Source organism: Pseudomonas sp. JL27(2026), assembly GCF_056933555.1.
This window is the reverse complement of sequence record NZ_CM167794.1, coordinates 923,530-940,921: the sequence shown is the minus strand read 5'-3', so window position 1 is coordinate 940,921 and position 17,392 is coordinate 923,530. Positions and strand designations below refer to the sequence as shown.

The window sequence follows — 17,392 nt, the reverse complement described above, 5'->3', positions numbered from 1 at the left end:
AAGAGATGGCTTTGTAACTTAAGGTTAACGACAAGATATGGTTCATCTGAACAGATGAACCACTTGTGGCGAGGGCGCTTGCTCCCGCTCGGCGGCGAAGCAGCCGCAAAAGGCCGGATAAGGTTTTCCTAATCACTTGGGCATGTACTGGGGGGCTTCGCCCCCAGCGGGAGCAAGCGCCCTCACCACAATGAGGTTCATTTCAGCGTTGAGGTGGTTACGGCAGAACAGTCCACAACGCAAACCCCGCATACCAGAGCACGGCGGCACGCAGCAGTAATTCCCAGATCCGGTCCAGGCTGGTGAGGCCTTCCGGGCCCGTCACGGGCGCTGGAATCTCACCGGCCACCAGGCCCACTTTCTCGATCAACTGCGCGGCACTGATGTTCCAGTTCAGCAGCTCGTGCAACATCACCCGGCTGACCGCGACAAAATTGCCGACCAACGCGAAACTGGCCCCCAGCAAGCGCACCGGCACCCAGTCAAAGGCGTGGCGCAATTGACTGGCGCGCTCCGCCAGCGCCGGGTTCTTGCTGTGTTCAGCGGCCAGCGCCAGCAGGCGATAGCTCAGGGCCGCGACGGGGCCCAGCAGGAAGTACCAGAAAATCACCGCAAAAAAGCTCTGGTAGGCCTGCCACAGCAGGTGGGCTTGCACCCGCTCCAGCAGTTGCTCGCCACTGTCGGCGCAAATATCCAGGTCACGTTTGGCGACATGCGACGCCGCTTGCAGGTCCTCGCGGCGCCAGGCATCGCGAAACGGCCCAAGACCGCCGAGCAAATCACCTCGGCCCAGGCTGTAAATCACCACCAGCACGTGCACCGGCAAGGCCAGCAAACCGTAGGCCAGAGGGTCCAGAACCACCAACAGCAGCCCCAGCAGTACGACCGGCAACAACACCAGCAAGGCCAGCACCAGCCACGGCCGGCCCGTCAGCCGTGGGCTGGCTTCCAGTTTGGCCAGCTCATGCAACCATCTCTTGTCACGCTGCACCCGCTGACGCAGGGCCGAGAACTTCTCGATCCAGACCGCCAGCAGTAACACCAGAAAACTCATTGTCCTTCCCCTTTTTCCAGAGCCGCGCGATAGCGCGCCCAGTCAAACGCAGGTCCCGGGTCAGTCTTGCGACCGGGAGCGATATCGCTGTGGCCACAAATCCGCTGCGCGGTAATAGCCGTGAAGGCGTTCTGCAATTGCCGGGTCAGGGCAATCAACGCCTGATACTGAGCGTCAGTGAACGGCAGATCATCCGTGCCTTCCAGTTCAATGCCCAGGGAAAAATCATTACAGGTTTCACGCCCCTCGAAGCACGAAACACCGGCATGCCAGGCGCGCTCAAGACAGGAGACAAACTGGGTGACTGCACCGTCACGTTCAATCAGAAAGTGAGCAGACACACGCAGCTCGGCAATCCCTTCAAAATAGGGATGCTCCGTGACGTCCAGTCGATTCTGGAAGAATTCCTGCACTTTGCCAGTGGCAAACTGTGCCGGCGGCAGACTGATGTTGTGGATCACCAGCAGGGAGATTTCGCCTGAAGGGCGCGCATTGAAGTTGGGGGACGGGCAGTGGCGAACGCCCTGACACCAACCACTCGCGGAGTCCAGCTGCATACAGGTTCCTTCAACAACGCTTTTGATGCCGCCAGTATGCCGTGATCCGCCGTCAGGTTGCGATCACTTGCCGTGATTGAGCCTGCGCAGGTTGCCGATCACCGACTCCAGCGCGCGATCGAACAACAACGCATCATCCAGCGCCCGGACCGCGCCACGGTGGAACTCCAGCGCCAGCCCGGTGCGGCTGCGTTCCAGCACCTTCATGCCGGTGCGATTGACGAAGATGTACTTGCCCGTCGGCTGGATAATCGCCGCCAACTTGCAACGCAGGGTATTTTCATCGTCTTCCTGAAACTCGACCCAGCACCCCAGCCGTAATTGGTCGACCTGCTGCAACCCGGCATCATCCACTGCCAGGCCCACCCCCGTGTTTTCGACCGGGCCTTCGTCGGCGGTGGGCAGCACAATCTGCTGCAACACTTCGATCATCACTGGCAAATCGCTGACACGCTCCTGGACCGGATGCGGCTCAGGCACCTGGGCCGATTGCTCGAACAGGTGCACATGCAGGCCCTCGAGTTCGCTGAAAAACTCGCTGGTGGCAAACGGGTCGAACGCCGCGCTGCTCAACCCATCGCGCAGCGCCTTGAGTAACCCCGGCACCAGCGTCAACAAATGCAGGCTGGCATCGGGATCGGCATGGCGCTTAACACTCCAGATCAACTGATCCATGGTCTGCACGCCTGCCCGCCATTCGGCCGACTGTTCGCCATGCTTGAGGCAGGTCAACAGCAGTACCTTGCTCCACGCCTCCTGAACAAAGTTGACCACCGCCTGCGGCAGCACTTTACCCAGCAGCGCCTGATTCAATGCCTGCTCGACGCGCTGGCGCGCCAGTTCAGCCTTGGCCCGGCCTTCTTCGGCGTCGCGGGTACGTTGCTCCAGCAACTCGCTGCGACGACGCTCGTCACTGGTGAAGGTCAGGAAGTCGCTCAGTAACTCGGAGAAAATCGCCGGATCGTCGCCAAAGTCGTTCAGCAAGCGTTGCACTACTTGCTCGATGCGCACGTACAGGCTGTCACGCTGATGATCATCACACGCGCCCCAGCCCATGGCCGCAGCGGCAATCTCATTGAGCAGGCGTCGAGCCGGGTGATTGCCACGGCTGAAGAAACTTTTATCGAGCACTGCGACTTTCAGCATCGGAATCTGCAGACGACCGATCAACGCCTTGAGCGAGTCCGGCAGGTTGCGGTCATCGAGAATGAATTCAAAGAGCATCGCAATCAGGTTGATCACGTCTTCATCTGCCACCCCGACCACCCGCGACTTGCCGCTCTTGACACTGACCCGCGTGAGCAATTGCTCCAGTTGGTTGCGCAGGTCGAAGTCCTCCACGGCCGTCGACGCCGGTACGTATTGCTGCAAGTGCGAGAGCAGGCGCAGCAGGTCGCGGGTCGAGATGGGCTGGGTCTGCGCGCTGGCCTCAAGCGTCGGCGCCACACTGCCGCGCACGTGAAAAAGCAGTTCCTGTAGCGCTGCGAAGACTTCCTGCACGCTGTCATCAATCTGCGTGCTACCTGACTTGCCTGCGCTGTCGTGGGGGGCTGTATGCACGCTGGCGGCCGAACGGTCCGCGGCACGCCGTGCCGGCGCAGCCTTGAGCTCAGGCAACACACCGGTGGCGATCAGTAACTGGTTGGCTTCGGCATAGAGCTGGTCGGCGTCGCTGAGCACGTAGCGTTCGAACAGCTTGAGGATGATCAGCTTGACCTTGATCTCCACGCCCAGGTTGCGCCCGGCCTGCAAGAAGTACTCGCAGAGCATGGCCGGGCCCATCGGGTTGTGCGAGTCGTCCAGCGGCTTGCCCAGCAGCGCACCCAACCGGGCAGTCAGTTGGCCGAGGGCAAAGCCGTCGCGGTTGAGCACCTTGGCGACCATGGCGTCCAGGGCCACTGCCCGCTCCAGATCGTCGTTGGGAAGCTGGGTCGAAGGGTCGTGGATCATCGACAGCGGCAACGCACTTTGGCTGAGGTCGTAACGGGTCAGGCCGACGAAAGCCTCGAAGAACTGCTCCAGAAAACCCCGCTCGATGCTTTTGCGCTTGAGGCGCAAGTCGCGCATGGCTTCAAAGAAGGTGTTCTGATCGACATTGTTCTGCGCCCGGTCGGCCATTTCGAACAGGGTGTCATCGGCGTTATCGAACAATTCCTGCAAGCCGTGGCGCAACTGCTGGGCGGCCTTGTCGCGAACCTGAAGCAGAATCACCGGCAGGCGGGCGAGCGGCGAAGGACTCGCCTGATCGGTAGCTGCCTTGTGCAAAGGCACTACATTCCCGTCGTTGTGCATCCAAGCCTCCTGAAAGGGGTGATTCTTCGGTTCGATGTGAAAGATCGGTAACGCCGCAAACGCTCACAGACGGCTCACAACGCAATCGTGACGCACTGCGCTGTATTTCAGATATCGGGGAGCCAAAGGGACGTCAAAGCTATGACGTCAAACGCAAGGCGCGATTATCTGCAAAAGATATCCCGAGTGCTAGCGGACTCTGCGTTTCTCGGTGAAATAGATCGTAATAAAGGGCCTTCGCCAAGCCGCAAAGATTCGGTCGAACCGACCAAATGCAGGTTGCAGCGCCCGGCAATGCGCGTCGGCGCCTTGGGTTCGTTCCCGGCATGGCCCTATAATCGGGCCACTTTGTTTGTGGAGCCCGTTATGCCGAATCTACGCCTCGCCGATTTGACCGCCGAAATCGAAGCCAACGTGCGCCGTGCGTTGCTGGAAGACATCGGCAGCGGCGACATCACCGCACAATTGATTCCAGCCGAACGCCTGGCCAAAGCCACCATCATCACCCGTGACGCGGCCGTCATCAGCGGCACCGCATGGGTCGATGCCGTGTTTCGGCAACTGGACCCACGCGTCGCGGTGCACTGGCAAGTGCGCGACGGTGAGCGTGTGATTCCCAATCAGCCTCTGTTCCACTTGGAAGGCCCTGCCCGCTCGCTGTTGACCGGCGAGCGTAGTGCACTGAACTTTCTGCAACTGCTGTCTGGCGTGGCGACACGCGCGCAGTATCTGGCGGACTTCGTCGCCGATACCCAGGTGAAATTGCTCGACACGCGCAAAACCCTGCCGGGGCTGCGCCTGGCGCAAAAGTACGCCGTGACCTGCGGCAACTGCCACAACCACCGCATTGGCCTGTATGACGCCTTCCTGATCAAGGAAAACCATATCGCCGCCTGCGGGGGCATTGCGCAAGCTATTGCGGCCGCGCACAAGATTGCCCCTGGCAAGCCTGTAGAAGTTGAAGTGGAGAGTTTGACGGAGCTCAAAGAGGCCCTTGCGGCCGGTGCCGACATCATCATGCTGGATGAACTGAGCCTGGACGACATGCGTGAAGCCGTACGCCTGAATGCGGGCAAGGCGAAACTGGAAGCCAGCGGCGGCGTCAACGAAAGCACTTTGCGGCCGATCGCCGAAACCGGCGTGGATTACATCTCGATTGGTGCAATGACCAAGGATGTGAAAGCCGTGGACTTGTCGATGCGCCTCAGTATCTGAAGCAGCGGCAAGCTACAAGCTGCTCCGTGCTTGGCTTGTAGCTTGTCGCTTGAAGCTGTTTTCACACCACCAGATTATTCATCTCGCAGTACTCTTCCCACTCGACGCCCAATACCTCGGCCGCCTCCTTGTGCAGCGCAAGTCGCGCGGCCTCGTACTCTTCCGGGCTTGAGGTGTACTTGAGCGTCAACTCCCAAGGCTGCAAGCCCTGAGCTTCGGCTTCGTCCTCGAACGCCCACTGAATCTGGTCTTTCTGATCGTCGGGACTCAAGTCCTTGATCTCATCCATCAATTCGGGTGCATCCAGCGCGTATTTCTTCAGCGCTTCTTCATGTCTTGCTTCTTGGCTCAATTCTTTAACGGTCATGGCGTTCTCGCTGATCTGGGAATGGAAGATGGATCTGGATCATCAAGGATCTCTCTGACGCAAAAACCGGTTTAGGCCCGGTCTATCTGGCCTTCAGAACCATTCTGGATCATTTGAAAACTGCTGGGCAGTGCTCAGACAGACGTCGAATATAGGACGTTTGAGGGACTATTCACATGGCTCTTTACATCAATCCCACAAAAATTCATGCCCATTGGACAGCGAAGCCTCGGGAACATAAATCTGAGATCCGAGTCATAGCCATGTGCCATATCGGCACTTCACAAGGAACCCCAGTGATGCGCACCCGCCTCCTCGCCACCGCTTTACTTGGCAGCCTGGTATTAGCCAATACCGCTCAGGCTGCTGTTGAAGTCACCTCCGACCCTGCTTCCTACAACGACAAAGTCTCTGCCATTCATAACTCGTTCGGCAAAGACACGCTGGTCAGAACCAGCGTCAGCATCGACGACCTGGAGAACATGCAGAAGACCGTGAAGGCCAATGCCGCCGAGCTGGAAAGCCAGAAACGGACGATTGGCGACCAGGCCCGCCTCATCGAAGAACTCAAGCGTAGCAGCGGTTCCAGTTCCAGCTCGAACAACAGTGAACTGTCCAACCTCAAGCGCACGGTCAGCGAGCAGGAACGCGACCTGAACAACCTCGGCAAGCAGGTGGAAGACCTCAAGCGCAGCAGCGGCTCCAGCTCGAGTTCAAACGTAAGTGAACTGTCGAACCTCAAGCGCGAAGTCAGCGATCAGGATCGCGCAATCGATCAGCTCAAACGCACGGTCGAGGAACTGAGCAGGAAGGTGAAGTAGCGTTCGTCCCGCAGCGATGACGAGGTGCTTCGTAGCCATCTCGAGAGAGGTGGCACAAGCAGGAATTGTATTTAAACCAGATAACCTGCGCAGAGTGAACCTTTCCCACTGACCGCCAAGCCGCTGTACTGATCCATGTACTTTTCCGGCTTGGCTGCCCCCCTTGCGGCAGAAATTCTGATCGGTCATAAGGCGCCACAGTGATCGATCAGGTTGCAGCCACTGACATCCTGTCGTCCGAACATACCCACTGTGCTGTTGAATCAATCCAGATGCGCGTAGGATATCTGCGCCCTTGATGTAGGCGAATTGACATTTGGAGTTCACCGCAAGATGACGTCCCTCGCCGAAACGGCTAAAAACTTGAGCGTTCCTCAATTTATCCAGCCGAAGTATCGGGCTGACATAGACGGCCTACGCGCACTAGCAGTCCTCGCTGTTCTGCTCTTTCACTTTGATCTTGGCGTGCCTGGCGGTTATGTCGGGGTAGATGTCTTTTTTGTAATCTCTGGCTTCTTGATAACTGACACCATTAGAAATTCAATCATTCAAAACAGATTTTCATTTCTAAGTTTCTATACCAGAAGACTTTTACGCCTGCATCCCGCATTGCTGGCAACCATCGCAGCGAGTCTGTTTACTGGCTTTTTGATCATGGACCCCGCTTCATTAAGCAAGCTGGCGTCCTCCGCTAAATACTCGCTGCTATCAGCATCAAACTTCTATTTCTTCAACAGCCAAGGTTACTTTGAAGAAACCGCAAAGATGCAGCCACTGCTCCACACCTGGTCTTTATCCGTGGAATGGCAGTTTTACTTGGCATGGCCATTGATAGTCTGGGGATCACTTAAGGTATCCAATAAGTTTCTGGCCATTGTGCTTGCGATCTTGACCGTACTGTCCGTAGCCTCATCACAAGCGATGCTCTCCCTGAACCCCTCGGCGTCGTACTACATGATGCCCTTTCGTGTGTTTGAGCTTTGTATAGGTGCATTCCTGGTCCTACTGAATGACAAAAGATCAGGCGCACCACTTGAGAGGCTTCTTTTCGTCGCAGGAATTATCACGATCGTTGCTGCTTCGTTTTTACTAAAGCACGACTCCCTGTTTCCAGGCCTACTCGCCCTGGCTCCCTGCCTGGGTGCAGCGGCGTGTATTTATGCAGGCCGGAGCGATTTCGGGGCGCTGACCAGAAATAAAATTGCCGTCTACATCGGAAAAATTTCGTACTCTGTTTACTTGGTACATTGGCCAATACTGGTTTTCTACAAATATTATATCTTCCGAGAAATAACAGTATCCGAAAGTGCCTGCCTGTTTCTGGCCTCACTGATCGTTGGTTCGGCAATGCACCATCTGATTGAAAACATCTTCGTCAGTAAAAAAAGCCGAACAATGGTCATCGGCACCGTCGTTGTCGTCATAGCAACATCCGTAGGCGTGTATGGCTCAAGGGAGATCATCAAACATGAAGGGCTGTCATACCGGCTTCCGGAAGCTTATATGGAGATGGCCTCTCGACCGGCGGAATTCCACCGAACCAACTATGGCGGAGACGGCTATGAACTTGATGCCTCTATTGGAGAGCAAAAGAGCACGCCTGACTACCTTATAGTGGGTGACAGTTTCGCCCTTCAATACATGAGTGGCCTTGATAAGGCCCTGCACAACACAGAAAAACAAGCGCGTGGATTCTTTGCACACGGCTGTTACATCTCAAGAGATTATATAAGAATAAACCAGGGCATTATCAGCCCTGACTGTAAAGCGATGTACAAGACCCTGATGGACTCGGCCCAGGGGAACAATACACCCGTGATGTTCGCCCTGCATTGGGCTGGCTATTCCGACTACATCAGCGACAATGCATCAAACCCTGTAAAATTCAATTCAAGTGAAGAATATGAAAACTTCATCATCAAGAACCTGTCCGAGCTACGGAAAGACCTTGGCGATAGAAAGCTTGTTCTCGTTGGCAGCCCACCCTACCGGTATGGAGCCTCTTCTCTTATGTCGTGCCTGCTACGGCCGCACATGATAAGCCAGCCTTGCGACTCATTCATTTACTACCCGACCGAAGTGTCCGCCGCCTACGCCATAAACAATAAAATCAGAGAGTTTGCAAACAACACACCCAACACATACTTTGTTGCGCCATCAGATGCGATTTGCACAAAAGGAACTTGCTCTCCTTTTGTGGGCCCTGACCTTGCCTACTCTGACATGGTTCACCTTTCAAAAAGCGGATCACTGGCAGTATCCAAACTCATCATTAAAGCCCTTGAAGACAGTCCCTCAAATACCCGGCCCTGAGCAGCGCAACAACACAAAGCGGCACTCAAACGAGTGCCGCGGCCTTATAAGCCCTGCTTAATAACGGGTCTATAGCCAGACTATCTGACCGTCATGTTTTGACGTTACAGCCTCGCACATCTGCCCCCCCACCACTTGAATGGGTAGGTGCCGTGCAACGCACTAAGAAGCTGAAGACACATGAGAATGCTTGAGTGCGCGGGGCCATGGTGCATCGAGTGGGCCTGATATAGCCCAAGAGAGCAGGCTTGTGCCCGAGACAGGAATCGAACCTGCGACCTTCGCGTTACGAGTGCGCTGCTCTACCGGCTGAGCTACACGGGCGGTAGGCTAAACGTAGCACCGGTATTGAGGTCCGGCAAATCGTGCCGAGGGAGCTTGCTCCCGCTCGGCTGCGCAGAAGACGCAAAACATTAGGGTCGCTGCGCAACCCAGCGGGAGCAAGCCCCCACGCCACAACAAGTGCACACTCCGATATCTTCCCGCACACAGCAAAACGCCCCGAACCTGTCGGGGCGTTTGCTTGTTCAGCGGTTAAAGCAAGGGGTGATTAAACGCCCGATGCCTTGGCTGCTGCAACGTCTTTGATGGACAGCTTGATACGGCCGCGGTTGTCCACGTCCAGTACCAGCACTTCCACTTCCTGGCCTTCTTTCAGGATGTCGGTCACTTTCTCTACGCGAGCATCGCTCAGCATCGAGATGTGAACCAGACCATCCTTGCCCGGCAGGATGTTCACGAATGCGCCGAAGTCGACGATGCGCTCAACCTTACCGACGTAGATCTTGCCGATTTCGGCTTCAGCGGTAATGCCCAGAACGCGCTGACGTGCCGCTTCAGCCGCTTCCTTGGTTTCGCCGAAGATCTTGATCGAACCGTCGTCTTCGATGTCGATCGAAGCCTTGGTTTCTTCACAGATCGCACGAATGGTCGCGCCGCCCTTACCGATGACATCACGGATTTTGTCGGTGTCGATTTTCATCGCGATCATGGTCGGAGCGTTTTCCGACAGTTCGGTACGCGACTGGCCAATGATCTGGTTCATCTGGCCGAGGATATTCAGGCGCGCTTCCAGGGCTTGGCCCAGAGCGATTTCCATGATTTCTTCGGTGATGCCTTTGATCTTGATGTCCATCTGCAGCGCGGTAACACCTTTGGCGGTACCCGCTACTTTGAAGTCCATGTCGCCCAGGTGGTCTTCGTCACCCAGGATGTCGGTCAGGACGGCGAACTTCTCGCCTTCTTTAACCAGACCCATGGCGATACCGGCAACCGGTGCCTTCATCGGAACGCCGGCGTCCATCAGAGCCAGGGAAGCGCCGCAGACCGAAGCCATGGAGCTCGAACCGTTGGACTCAGTGATTTCCGACACAACACGGATGGTGTACGGGAACACGTCGGCAGCCGGCAGCATGGCCTGAACCGAACGGCGGGCCAGACGGCCGTGACCGATTTCGCGACGGCCAGCGCCACCCATGCGACCACACTCACCTACCGAGAACGGAGGGAAGTTGTAGTGCAGCATGAACGGGTCTTTTTTCTCGCCTTCCAGGGTGTCCAGCAGCTGTGCGTCACGGGCAGTACCCAGAGTCGCGACTACCAGAGCCTGGGTTTCGCCACGGGTGAACAGCGCCGAACCGTGGGTCTTAGGCAGAACACCCACTTCGATGTTCAGAGGACGTACGGTCTTGGTGTCACGACCGTCGATACGTGGCTTGCCGTTTACGATGTTTTCGCGAACGGTGCGGTATTCGATTTCACCGAAAGCCGCTTTGACTTCGCTGGAAGAAGGCTGGCCTTCTTCACCGGACAGCTTGGCAACCACCTGGTCTTTCAGCTCACCCAGGCGAGCGTAACGGTCGGCCTTGATGGTGATGGTGTAAGCCTGGGAGATCGCGTCGCCGAACTCGGCACGGATTGCGCCCAGCAGAGCAGTGGCTTCAGGCTGTGGAGCCCAGGTCCAGGTTGGCTTGGCAGCTTCGGCAGCCAGTTCTTTAACCGCGTTGATCACAACCTGGAACTCGTCGTGAGCAAACAGTACGGCGCCCAGCATCTGGTCTTCGGTCAGCTCTTTGGCTTCCGATTCAACCATCAATACCGCTTCCGAAGTACCGGCAACGACCATGTCCAGGCTCGATGCTTTCAGTTGCTCGTAAGTCGGGTTCAGCAGGTAGCCGGTGCTTTCGTGGAACGCAACGCGGGCAGCGCCGATCGGGCCATCGAAAGGAATGCCGGAGATCGCCAGTGCAGCCGAAGTACCGATCATCGCAGCGATGTCCGGATCGGTCTTCTTACTGGTGGAAACGACGGTGCAGACAACCTGCACTTCGTTCATGAAGCCTTCCGGGAACAGCGGACGGATCGGACGGTCGATCAGTCGGGAAGTCAGGGTTTCTTTCTCGGAAGGACGGCCTTCACGCTTGAAGAAACCACCAGGGATCTTACCGGCAGCGTAAGTTTTTTCCTGGTAGTGAACAGACAGAGGGAAGAAGCCCTTGCCTGGATCGGCTTGCTTGGCACCGACTACGGTCACCAATACGCTGACGTCGTCGTCAACGGTGACCAATACTGCGCCGGAGGCCTGACGGGCGATACGGCCAGTCTCGAGGGTAACGGTCGACTGACCGAACTGGAATTTTTTGATTACCGGGTTCACGGTGTCCTACCTTCTTTGTGGCTCTTGGGGGAACTGGTTTTCTTGCGAAATTCTTGGGCAATGTCGGGAATCGGCCCGGTTTTGATTGTCCAGATAAAACGGCTGTCCAGATAAAACTTGAGGCTGGGAGCCTGCCATGCACCAGCGGGAAACCCACTGACACACGGCAAACAACCAACCTCTAGCGCAGTCGCTTATTAGCGACGCAGACCCAGGCGAGCGATCAGAGCGCTGTAACGGCTCACGTCCTTGCCTTTCAGGTAGTCCAGCAGCTTACGACGCTGGTTTACCATGCGGATCAGACCACGACGGGAGTGGTGATCTTTACCGTTGGCCTTGAAGTGACCTTGCAGTTTGTTGATGTTGTGGGTCAGCAGTGCAACTTGCACTTCTGGAGAACCAGTATCACCAACAGCTTGCTGGTAGTCAGCTACGATTTGGGCTTTTTCTTGAACGTCGAGAGCCATGAGGCAATCCTTTTATCAGGAAACTGTTTCAGAAAAACAGTTTCAACAGGCCAGGGACAAATCCCTGTATCTATAAATGAGTAGTGACCGTGCCTGTTAACAGCCACCCTCGCCAGCCTGCTGTTACGCAGACTGGTTTCGGTCATTCTGACCGAATCAAACGACGTGGCGCGATGCGCCCGTCTTCACTCACTTCACCGATACCGATGAACCGACCGTTGTGATCCTGTACCCGTACCATGCCGAACTTCGGTGCGTCCGGGGCGCGTACCGGCTGGCCGTTTAGCCAGTAGAACGAACTGTGCTCCGAGAACTGCAACAGTGGCCAATCCAGCAAGCCGCTGTCCGATGGCATCAAGAAGCGGTCAACCGCTTCATTGCCGCCTTCGGCATGTACTGCTTCCAGCTCTTCCAGCGTGACCGTCTGGGCCAGGCTGAACGGACCGGCCTGGGTACGTCGCAACTGCGCAACGTAAGCGCCACAGCCGAGCTGTTCACCAATATCTTCCACGAGGGTCCGGATATAGGTGCCTTTGCTGCAATCTACGGCGAAGCGCGCAGTATCACCTTCAAAGGCCAGCAATTCCAAGCGCGCAATAGTAACAGAACGCGGTTCGCGCTCCACCACTTCACCTGCACGGGCTAGCTTGTACAACGGCTGACCGTCACGCTTGAGGGCTGAGTACATCGGCGGTATCTGACTGATTTGCCCACGAAAATTGGGCAAAACCGCTTCGATATCGGCGCGACCAACGGTCACCGGACGTTCCTGCAAAACCTCACCTTCGGCATCGGCCGTGGTGGTGGTCTTGCCCAATTGCGCCAGGGTTTCGTAACCCTTGTCGGAATCGAGCAGGTATTGCGAGAACTTGGTCGCTTCACCGAAGCACAGCGGCAACACGCCGGTGGCCAACGGATCAAGACTGCCGGTGTGCCCGGCCTTCTCGGCGTTCAGCAACCAACGGACCTTCTGCAAGGCCGCATTGGAGGTGAACCCCAGCGGCTTGTCGAGCAGGATGATGCCGCTGACATTACGACGGATACGTTTGACCTGAGCCACCGATTACTCCTTGGTGTCTTCGGGTTCAGCTGCAACCGGGTGCTGATTGTCCTCAGCCACGGCGCGCTCGATCAATGCCGACAGATGAGCACCACGCACGACGCTTTCGTCGTAGTGGAAGTGCAGCTGTGGAACGCTGCGCAGCTTCATCTCGCGAGCCAACTGCATACGCAGGAAACCGGCAGCGGAGTTCAGCACCTTGATGCTTTGGGCAATATCTTCGGCGCTGTCCTGGCCCATCACGGTGATGAAGATCTTGGCGTGACCAACGTCACGGCTGACTTCAACAGCGGTAATGGTGACGAGGCCGACGCGCGGGTCTTTGACTTCACGACGGATCAGCTGTGCCAGCTCACGCTGCATCTGATCGCCGATACGTTGGGTACGGCTGTATTCTTTTGCCATGTCTTGTTACCTGTTACTGCCTCACGGTGAAACCCGTGGGGTCTGAAAGCGGCAAACGCCCGGCCTGACAAAAGCCAGACCGGGCGTTGCGTTTAGAGTCCTATCGATGCGCCGTGCATTTTCATGCGGCTGCCCATCAAGGCTCTTGAAGTGCGCGAGTTAGAGGCTGCGAGCAACCTGAACCTTCTCGAAGACTTCGATCTTGTCACCGACTTTAACGTCGTTATAGCTCTTCACGCCGATACCGCATTCCATGCCGGCACGTACTTCGGAAGCGTCATCCTTGAAGCGGCGCAGGGATTCCAGCTCGCCTTCGAAGATAACGATGTCTTCACGCAGTACACGGATTGGACGGTTACGGTGCACAACACCTTCGATAACCATGCAACCGGCGATCGCACCAAACTTCGGCGAACGGAACACGTCGCGGACTTCAGCGATACCCAGGATGTTCTCCCGAACGTCGCTGCCAAGCATACCGGTCAGGGCTTTCTTGACGTCTTCGATGATGTCGTAGATCACGTTGTAGTAACGCATATCCAGACCTTCCTGCTCGACAATCTTGCGAGCGCCAGCATCGGCACGCACGTTGAAGCCAAACAGTACAGCGTTGGAGGCCAGTGCCAGGTTGGCGTCGGACTCGGTGATACCACCGACACCGCCACCGACTACGCGCACTTGCACTTCGTCGTTACCCAGACCGTTCAAGGCGCCGTTCAACGCTTCCAGCGAACCACGGACGTCAGACTTGAGGACGATGTTAAGCGTCTTCTTCTCTTCCTGGCCCATGTTCTCGAAGATGTTTTCCAACTTGCCAGCGTGTGCACGAGCCAGTTTGACTTCGCGGAACTTGCCTTGACGGAACAGAGCCACTTCACGGGCTTTCTTCTCGTCGGCAACAACGCTCATCTCGTCGCCAGCGTCCGGGGTACCGTCCAGGCCGAGAATCTCGACAGGGATGGAAGGACCGGCTTCCTTGATTGGCTTGCCGTTCTCGTCGAGCATGGCGCGAACGCGGCCATAGTTCGAGCCGACCAGTACCATGTCGCCTTGGCGCAGGGTACCGTCCTGAACCAGAACGGTTGCCACCGGGCCACGACCTTTATCGAGACGCGATTCAACCACGACACCACGGCCAGGAGCCGAAGGAGTCGCTTTCAGTTCAAGAACTTCAGCTTGCAGCAGAACAGCTTCGAGCAACTCGTCCACGCCAGTACCGACTTTCGCCGAAACCGATACGAACGGGGTATCGCCGCCCCACTCTTCCGAGGTCACGCCGTGAACCGACAGTTCGCTGCGGATGCGATCGAGATCAGCACCCGGCTTGTCGATTTTGTTCACTGCAACCACCAGCGGAACACCGGCAGCCTTGGCGTGCTGTACGGCTTCAACGGTCTGCGGCATTACGCCGTCGTCCGCTGCAACCACCAGGATCACGATGTCGGTCGCCTTGGCACCACGGGCACGCATGGCGGTAAACGCGGCGTGACCTGGGGTGTCGAGGAAGGTAACCATGCCGCGTTCGGTTTCAACGTGGTACGCACCGATGTGCTGGGTGATACCACCGGCTTCGCCAGCCGCTACCTTGGCACGACGGATATAGTCGAGCAGCGAGGTCTTACCATGGTCAACGTGGCCCATTACGGTCACAACTGGCGCACGGGAGAAAGCCTCGCCTTCAAACTTCAGGGACTCGGCCAGGGAATCTTCCAGGGCGGTGTCGCTGACCAGGGTCACTTTATGGCCCAGCTCTTCAGCTACCAGTTGAGCAGTTTCCTGATCGAGTACCTGGTTGATGGTCGCTGGAGTACCCAGTTTGAACATGAACTTGATGATTTCAGCAGCCTTGACCGACATCTGCTGGGCGAGATCGCCAACAGTGATGGTCTCGCCGATCTTCACTTCACGCACGACAGGGCCGGTTGGGCTCTGGAAACCGTGGGCGTTGCGTTTCTTCAGCTTGGCCTTGCCGCGACCACCACGACGGAAGCCATCGCTTTCTTCGTCGGTAGTACGTGGCGCAACCCGTGGAGCAGGCGCTTTTTCTTTGACCGAAGCACGATGCGGAGCGTTTTTGCGCTCACCATCACCCGCGCCACGACGATTGTTATCGTCGGCACGTGGTTTGTCCGGACGACGCTGTTCGTCGCGTTTGCGAGCGTCAGCCGCTGGCGCAGCCGCAGCAACCGGTGCTTCACGCACGGGTTCGGCAACTGCAGCAGGTGCTGCAACAGCGTCGGTCGTTGCGGTTTGCGCAGCAGCAGGCTGGCGACGCGCTTCTTCTTCGGCGCGACGCTTGGCTTCTTCTTCAGCCTTCTGACGAGCAGCATTTTCTACTGCGCGACGCTCTTCCAGTTCGCGTTTACGCTCGGCTTCGATTTCTTCCGGGCTGCGCTGTACAAAGACTTTCTTCTTGCGCACTTCAACGCTGATGCTTTTGCTGCCAGCAACACGCAGGGTGCTGGTGGTTTTACGCTGCAACGTGATCTTGCGCGGTTCTTCCACTTTCGCCTTGTGGCTGCTTTTCAAGTGAGTCAGCAGAGACTGCTTCTCACTGTCGGTCACATGTTCCTCGGCGGCGGTGTGCGGCAGACCTGCCTCACGCATCTGCTGCAGCAGGCGCTCTACCGGTGTTTTGACCTCATCGGCCAGTTGTTTCACCGTGACTTGCGTCATGCACTTCTCTCCTCAGGCCGCGCCTATTACTCGAACCAATGGGCTCGGGCGGCCATGATCAACTTGCCGGCACGATCATCGTCAATGCCGTCGATGTCGAGCAGGTCGTCAATAGACTGCTCGGCCAGGTCTTCGCGGGTAATTACGCCGCGCACCGCCAGTTCCATCGCCAAATCCTTGTCCATACCCTCAAGCGAGAGCAGGTCTTCGGCCGGATGGGCGTCTGCCAGCTTTTCCTCAGTAGCGATGGCTTTAGTCAACAAGCGATCCTTGGCCCGAGCGCGAAGCTCGTTGACGGTGTCTTCGTCAAAGCCGTCGATGTTGAGCATTTCTTCCAACGGTACGTAGGCAATCTCTTCCAGGCTGGTGAAGCCTTCATCTACCAGCACCTGCGCCAGGTCTTCGTCGACTTCCAGCTCGTCGATGAAGTTGCGCAGGATGTCGCCGGTTTCTGCTTGCTGCTTAGCCTGGATGTCCGATTCGGTCATCACGTTCAGGGTCCAGCCAGTCAACTGGCTAGCCAGACGCACGTTCTGACCACCGCGACCGATGGCCTGAGCCAGATTGTCTGCGCCAACGGCGATGTCCATTGCATGGGCATCTTCGTCAACAATAATTGCCGCAACCTCAGCCGGGGACATGGCGTTGATCACGAACTGCGCCGGGTTGTCGTCCCACAGGACGATATCCACACGCTCACCGCCCAATTCGCCGGACACTGCCTGGACGCGCGAACCGCGCATACCGATGCAAGCGCCCTGCGGGTCGATGCGTTTGTCTTTGGAACGTACCGCGATCTTGGCGCGCGAACCCGGGTCACGGGATGCTGCCATTACTTCGATCAGGCCTTCAGCAATTTCCGGCACTTCGATGCGGAACAACTCGATCAGCATTTCCGGCGCAGTACGCGACAGGATCAACTGCGGGCCGCGGTTCTCGGTGCGGATTTCCTTGAGCAGCGCACGCAGACGCACGCCAACCCGGAAAGTTTCGCGAGAGATGATGTCTTCACGGGCCAGCAACGCTTCAGCATTGTTGCCCAGATCAACGATCACATTATCGCGGGTGACTTTTTTCACGGTGCCAGAGATGATTTCTCCCAGGCGCTCGCGATAAGCATCAACGACTTGAGCACGCTCGGCTTCGCGAACCTTCTGCACGATGACTTGCTTGGCAGTCTGCGCAGCAATACGGCCGAACTCGATGGACTCGATTTTTTCTTCGACAACATCGCCGACTTTCGCGCCCGGATGCGTCTCCTGGACCTTGCTCGGCCAGGTTTCAACAGCAGGATCGTCCAGGTCTGCTTCTTCGACTACCGTCCAGCGACGGAAAGTTTCATAAGCACCGGTGTGGCGATTGATTTCCACACGCAGATCAACTTCGTCTTCAAAACGCTTTTTGGTAGCAGTGGCCAGAGCCAGCTCCAGCGCTTCAAAAATTACGTTTGCCGGTACGCCCTTTTCATTGGATACCGACTCAACAACCAGCAGTACTTCTTTGCTCATC

Annotated in this window: 13 protein-coding genes and 1 tRNA gene; 3 read left to right on the top strand and 11 right to left on the bottom strand. The window is 57.0% G+C overall.

Features of this window, described 5'->3' with window-relative positions; translation table 11 throughout:
- Window positions 1–217: 217 nt before the first annotated feature.
- The 3 genes from ampE to AC1Z1G_RS04245 all read right to left on the bottom strand — a co-directional run bounded on the left by ampE (window position 218) and on the right by AC1Z1G_RS04245 (window position 3,903).
- Window positions 218–1,054, bottom strand: a complete 837-nt coding sequence (gene ampE / locus AC1Z1G_RS04255; RefSeq protein ID WP_483625129.1) for a regulatory signaling modulator protein AmpE — start codon at window positions 1,052–1,054, stop codon at window positions 218–220.
- Window positions 1,051–1,611, bottom strand: coding sequence for a 1,6-anhydro-N-acetylmuramyl-L-alanine amidase AmpD (gene ampD / locus AC1Z1G_RS04250; protein ID WP_483625127.1), 561 nt, complete (start codon window positions 1,609–1,611; stop codon window positions 1,051–1,053). Before ampD ends, ampE begins: the two co-directional genes overlap by 4 nt.
- 63 nt (window positions 1,612–1,674) lie before the next feature.
- Window positions 1,675–3,903, bottom strand: coding sequence for a DUF1631 domain-containing protein (locus AC1Z1G_RS04245; RefSeq protein ID WP_483625125.1), 2,229 nt, complete (start codon window positions 3,901–3,903; stop codon window positions 1,675–1,677).
- A 366-nt stretch (window positions 3,904–4,269) separates the two neighbouring features.
- On the opposite strand from AC1Z1G_RS04245, the gene nadC reads away from it, so the two are divergent.
- Window positions 4,270–5,118 (top strand): carboxylating nicotinate-nucleotide diphosphorylase, encoded by an 849-nt coding sequence (gene nadC / locus AC1Z1G_RS04240; protein WP_483625123.1) that lies wholly within the window; start codon window positions 4,270–4,272, stop codon window positions 5,116–5,118.
- Between the two features lie 61 nt (window positions 5,119–5,179).
- Here the strand turns inward: nadC and AC1Z1G_RS04235 are convergent, their stop codons facing one another.
- Window positions 5,180–5,485, bottom strand: coding sequence for a DUF6388 family protein (locus tag AC1Z1G_RS04235; protein WP_347904022.1), 306 nt, complete (start codon window positions 5,483–5,485; stop codon window positions 5,180–5,182).
- A gap of 299 nt (window positions 5,486–5,784) precedes the next feature.
- Between AC1Z1G_RS04235 and AC1Z1G_RS04230 the strand changes: the two genes are divergently transcribed.
- Together AC1Z1G_RS04230 and AC1Z1G_RS04225 are read left to right on the top strand one after the other, a co-directional pair.
- Window positions 5,785–6,306 (top strand): hypothetical protein, encoded by a 522-nt coding sequence (locus AC1Z1G_RS04230; RefSeq protein ID WP_483625121.1) that lies wholly within the window; start codon window positions 5,785–5,787, stop codon window positions 6,304–6,306.
- A gap of 333 nt (window positions 6,307–6,639) precedes the next feature.
- Window positions 6,640–8,619, top strand: a complete 1,980-nt coding sequence (locus AC1Z1G_RS04225) for an acyltransferase family protein (protein WP_483625119.1) — start codon at window positions 6,640–6,642, stop codon at window positions 8,617–8,619.
- A gap of 251 nt (window positions 8,620–8,870) precedes the next feature.
- Here the strand turns inward: AC1Z1G_RS04225 and AC1Z1G_RS04220 are convergent.
- The 7 genes from AC1Z1G_RS04220 to nusA form a co-directional block, all read right to left on the bottom strand.
- Window positions 8,871–8,943, bottom strand: a tRNA-Thr gene (locus AC1Z1G_RS04220).
- 226 nt (window positions 8,944–9,169) lie between these two features.
- Window positions 9,170–11,275 (bottom strand): polyribonucleotide nucleotidyltransferase, encoded by a 2,106-nt coding sequence (gene pnp / locus AC1Z1G_RS04215; RefSeq protein ID WP_008024453.1) that lies wholly within the window; start codon window positions 11,273–11,275, stop codon window positions 9,170–9,172.
- A 197-nt stretch (window positions 11,276–11,472) separates the two neighbouring features.
- Window positions 11,473–11,742 carry a 30S ribosomal protein S15 gene (gene rpsO, locus AC1Z1G_RS04210; RefSeq protein ID WP_003197723.1) on the bottom strand — a complete coding sequence of 90 codons (270 nt, stop codon included), beginning with the start codon at window positions 11,740–11,742 and terminating at the stop codon, window positions 11,473–11,475.
- A 142-nt stretch (window positions 11,743–11,884) separates the two neighbouring features.
- Window positions 11,885–12,802 carry a tRNA pseudouridine(55) synthase TruB gene (gene truB, locus AC1Z1G_RS04205; RefSeq protein ID WP_483625116.1) on the bottom strand — a complete coding sequence of 306 codons (918 nt, stop codon included), beginning with the start codon at window positions 12,800–12,802 and terminating at the stop codon, window positions 11,885–11,887.
- A 3-nt stretch (window positions 12,803–12,805) separates the two neighbouring features.
- Window positions 12,806–13,207: a 30S ribosome-binding factor RbfA gene (gene rbfA / locus AC1Z1G_RS04200; protein ID WP_078469788.1), complete on the bottom strand. Its 402-nt coding sequence runs from the start codon at window positions 13,205–13,207 to the stop codon at window positions 12,806–12,808.
- A gap of 159 nt (window positions 13,208–13,366) precedes the next feature.
- Entirely contained in the window at window positions 13,367–15,883 is a 2,517-nt protein-coding gene (infB, locus tag AC1Z1G_RS04195; protein WP_483625114.1) for a translation initiation factor IF-2, read from the bottom strand.
- Window positions 15,884–15,909: 26 nt separating this feature from the next.
- Entirely contained in the window at window positions 15,910–17,391 is a 1,482-nt protein-coding gene (gene nusA / locus AC1Z1G_RS04190; protein WP_019691793.1) for a transcription termination factor NusA, read from the bottom strand.
- Window position 17,392 lies beyond the last annotated feature (1 nt).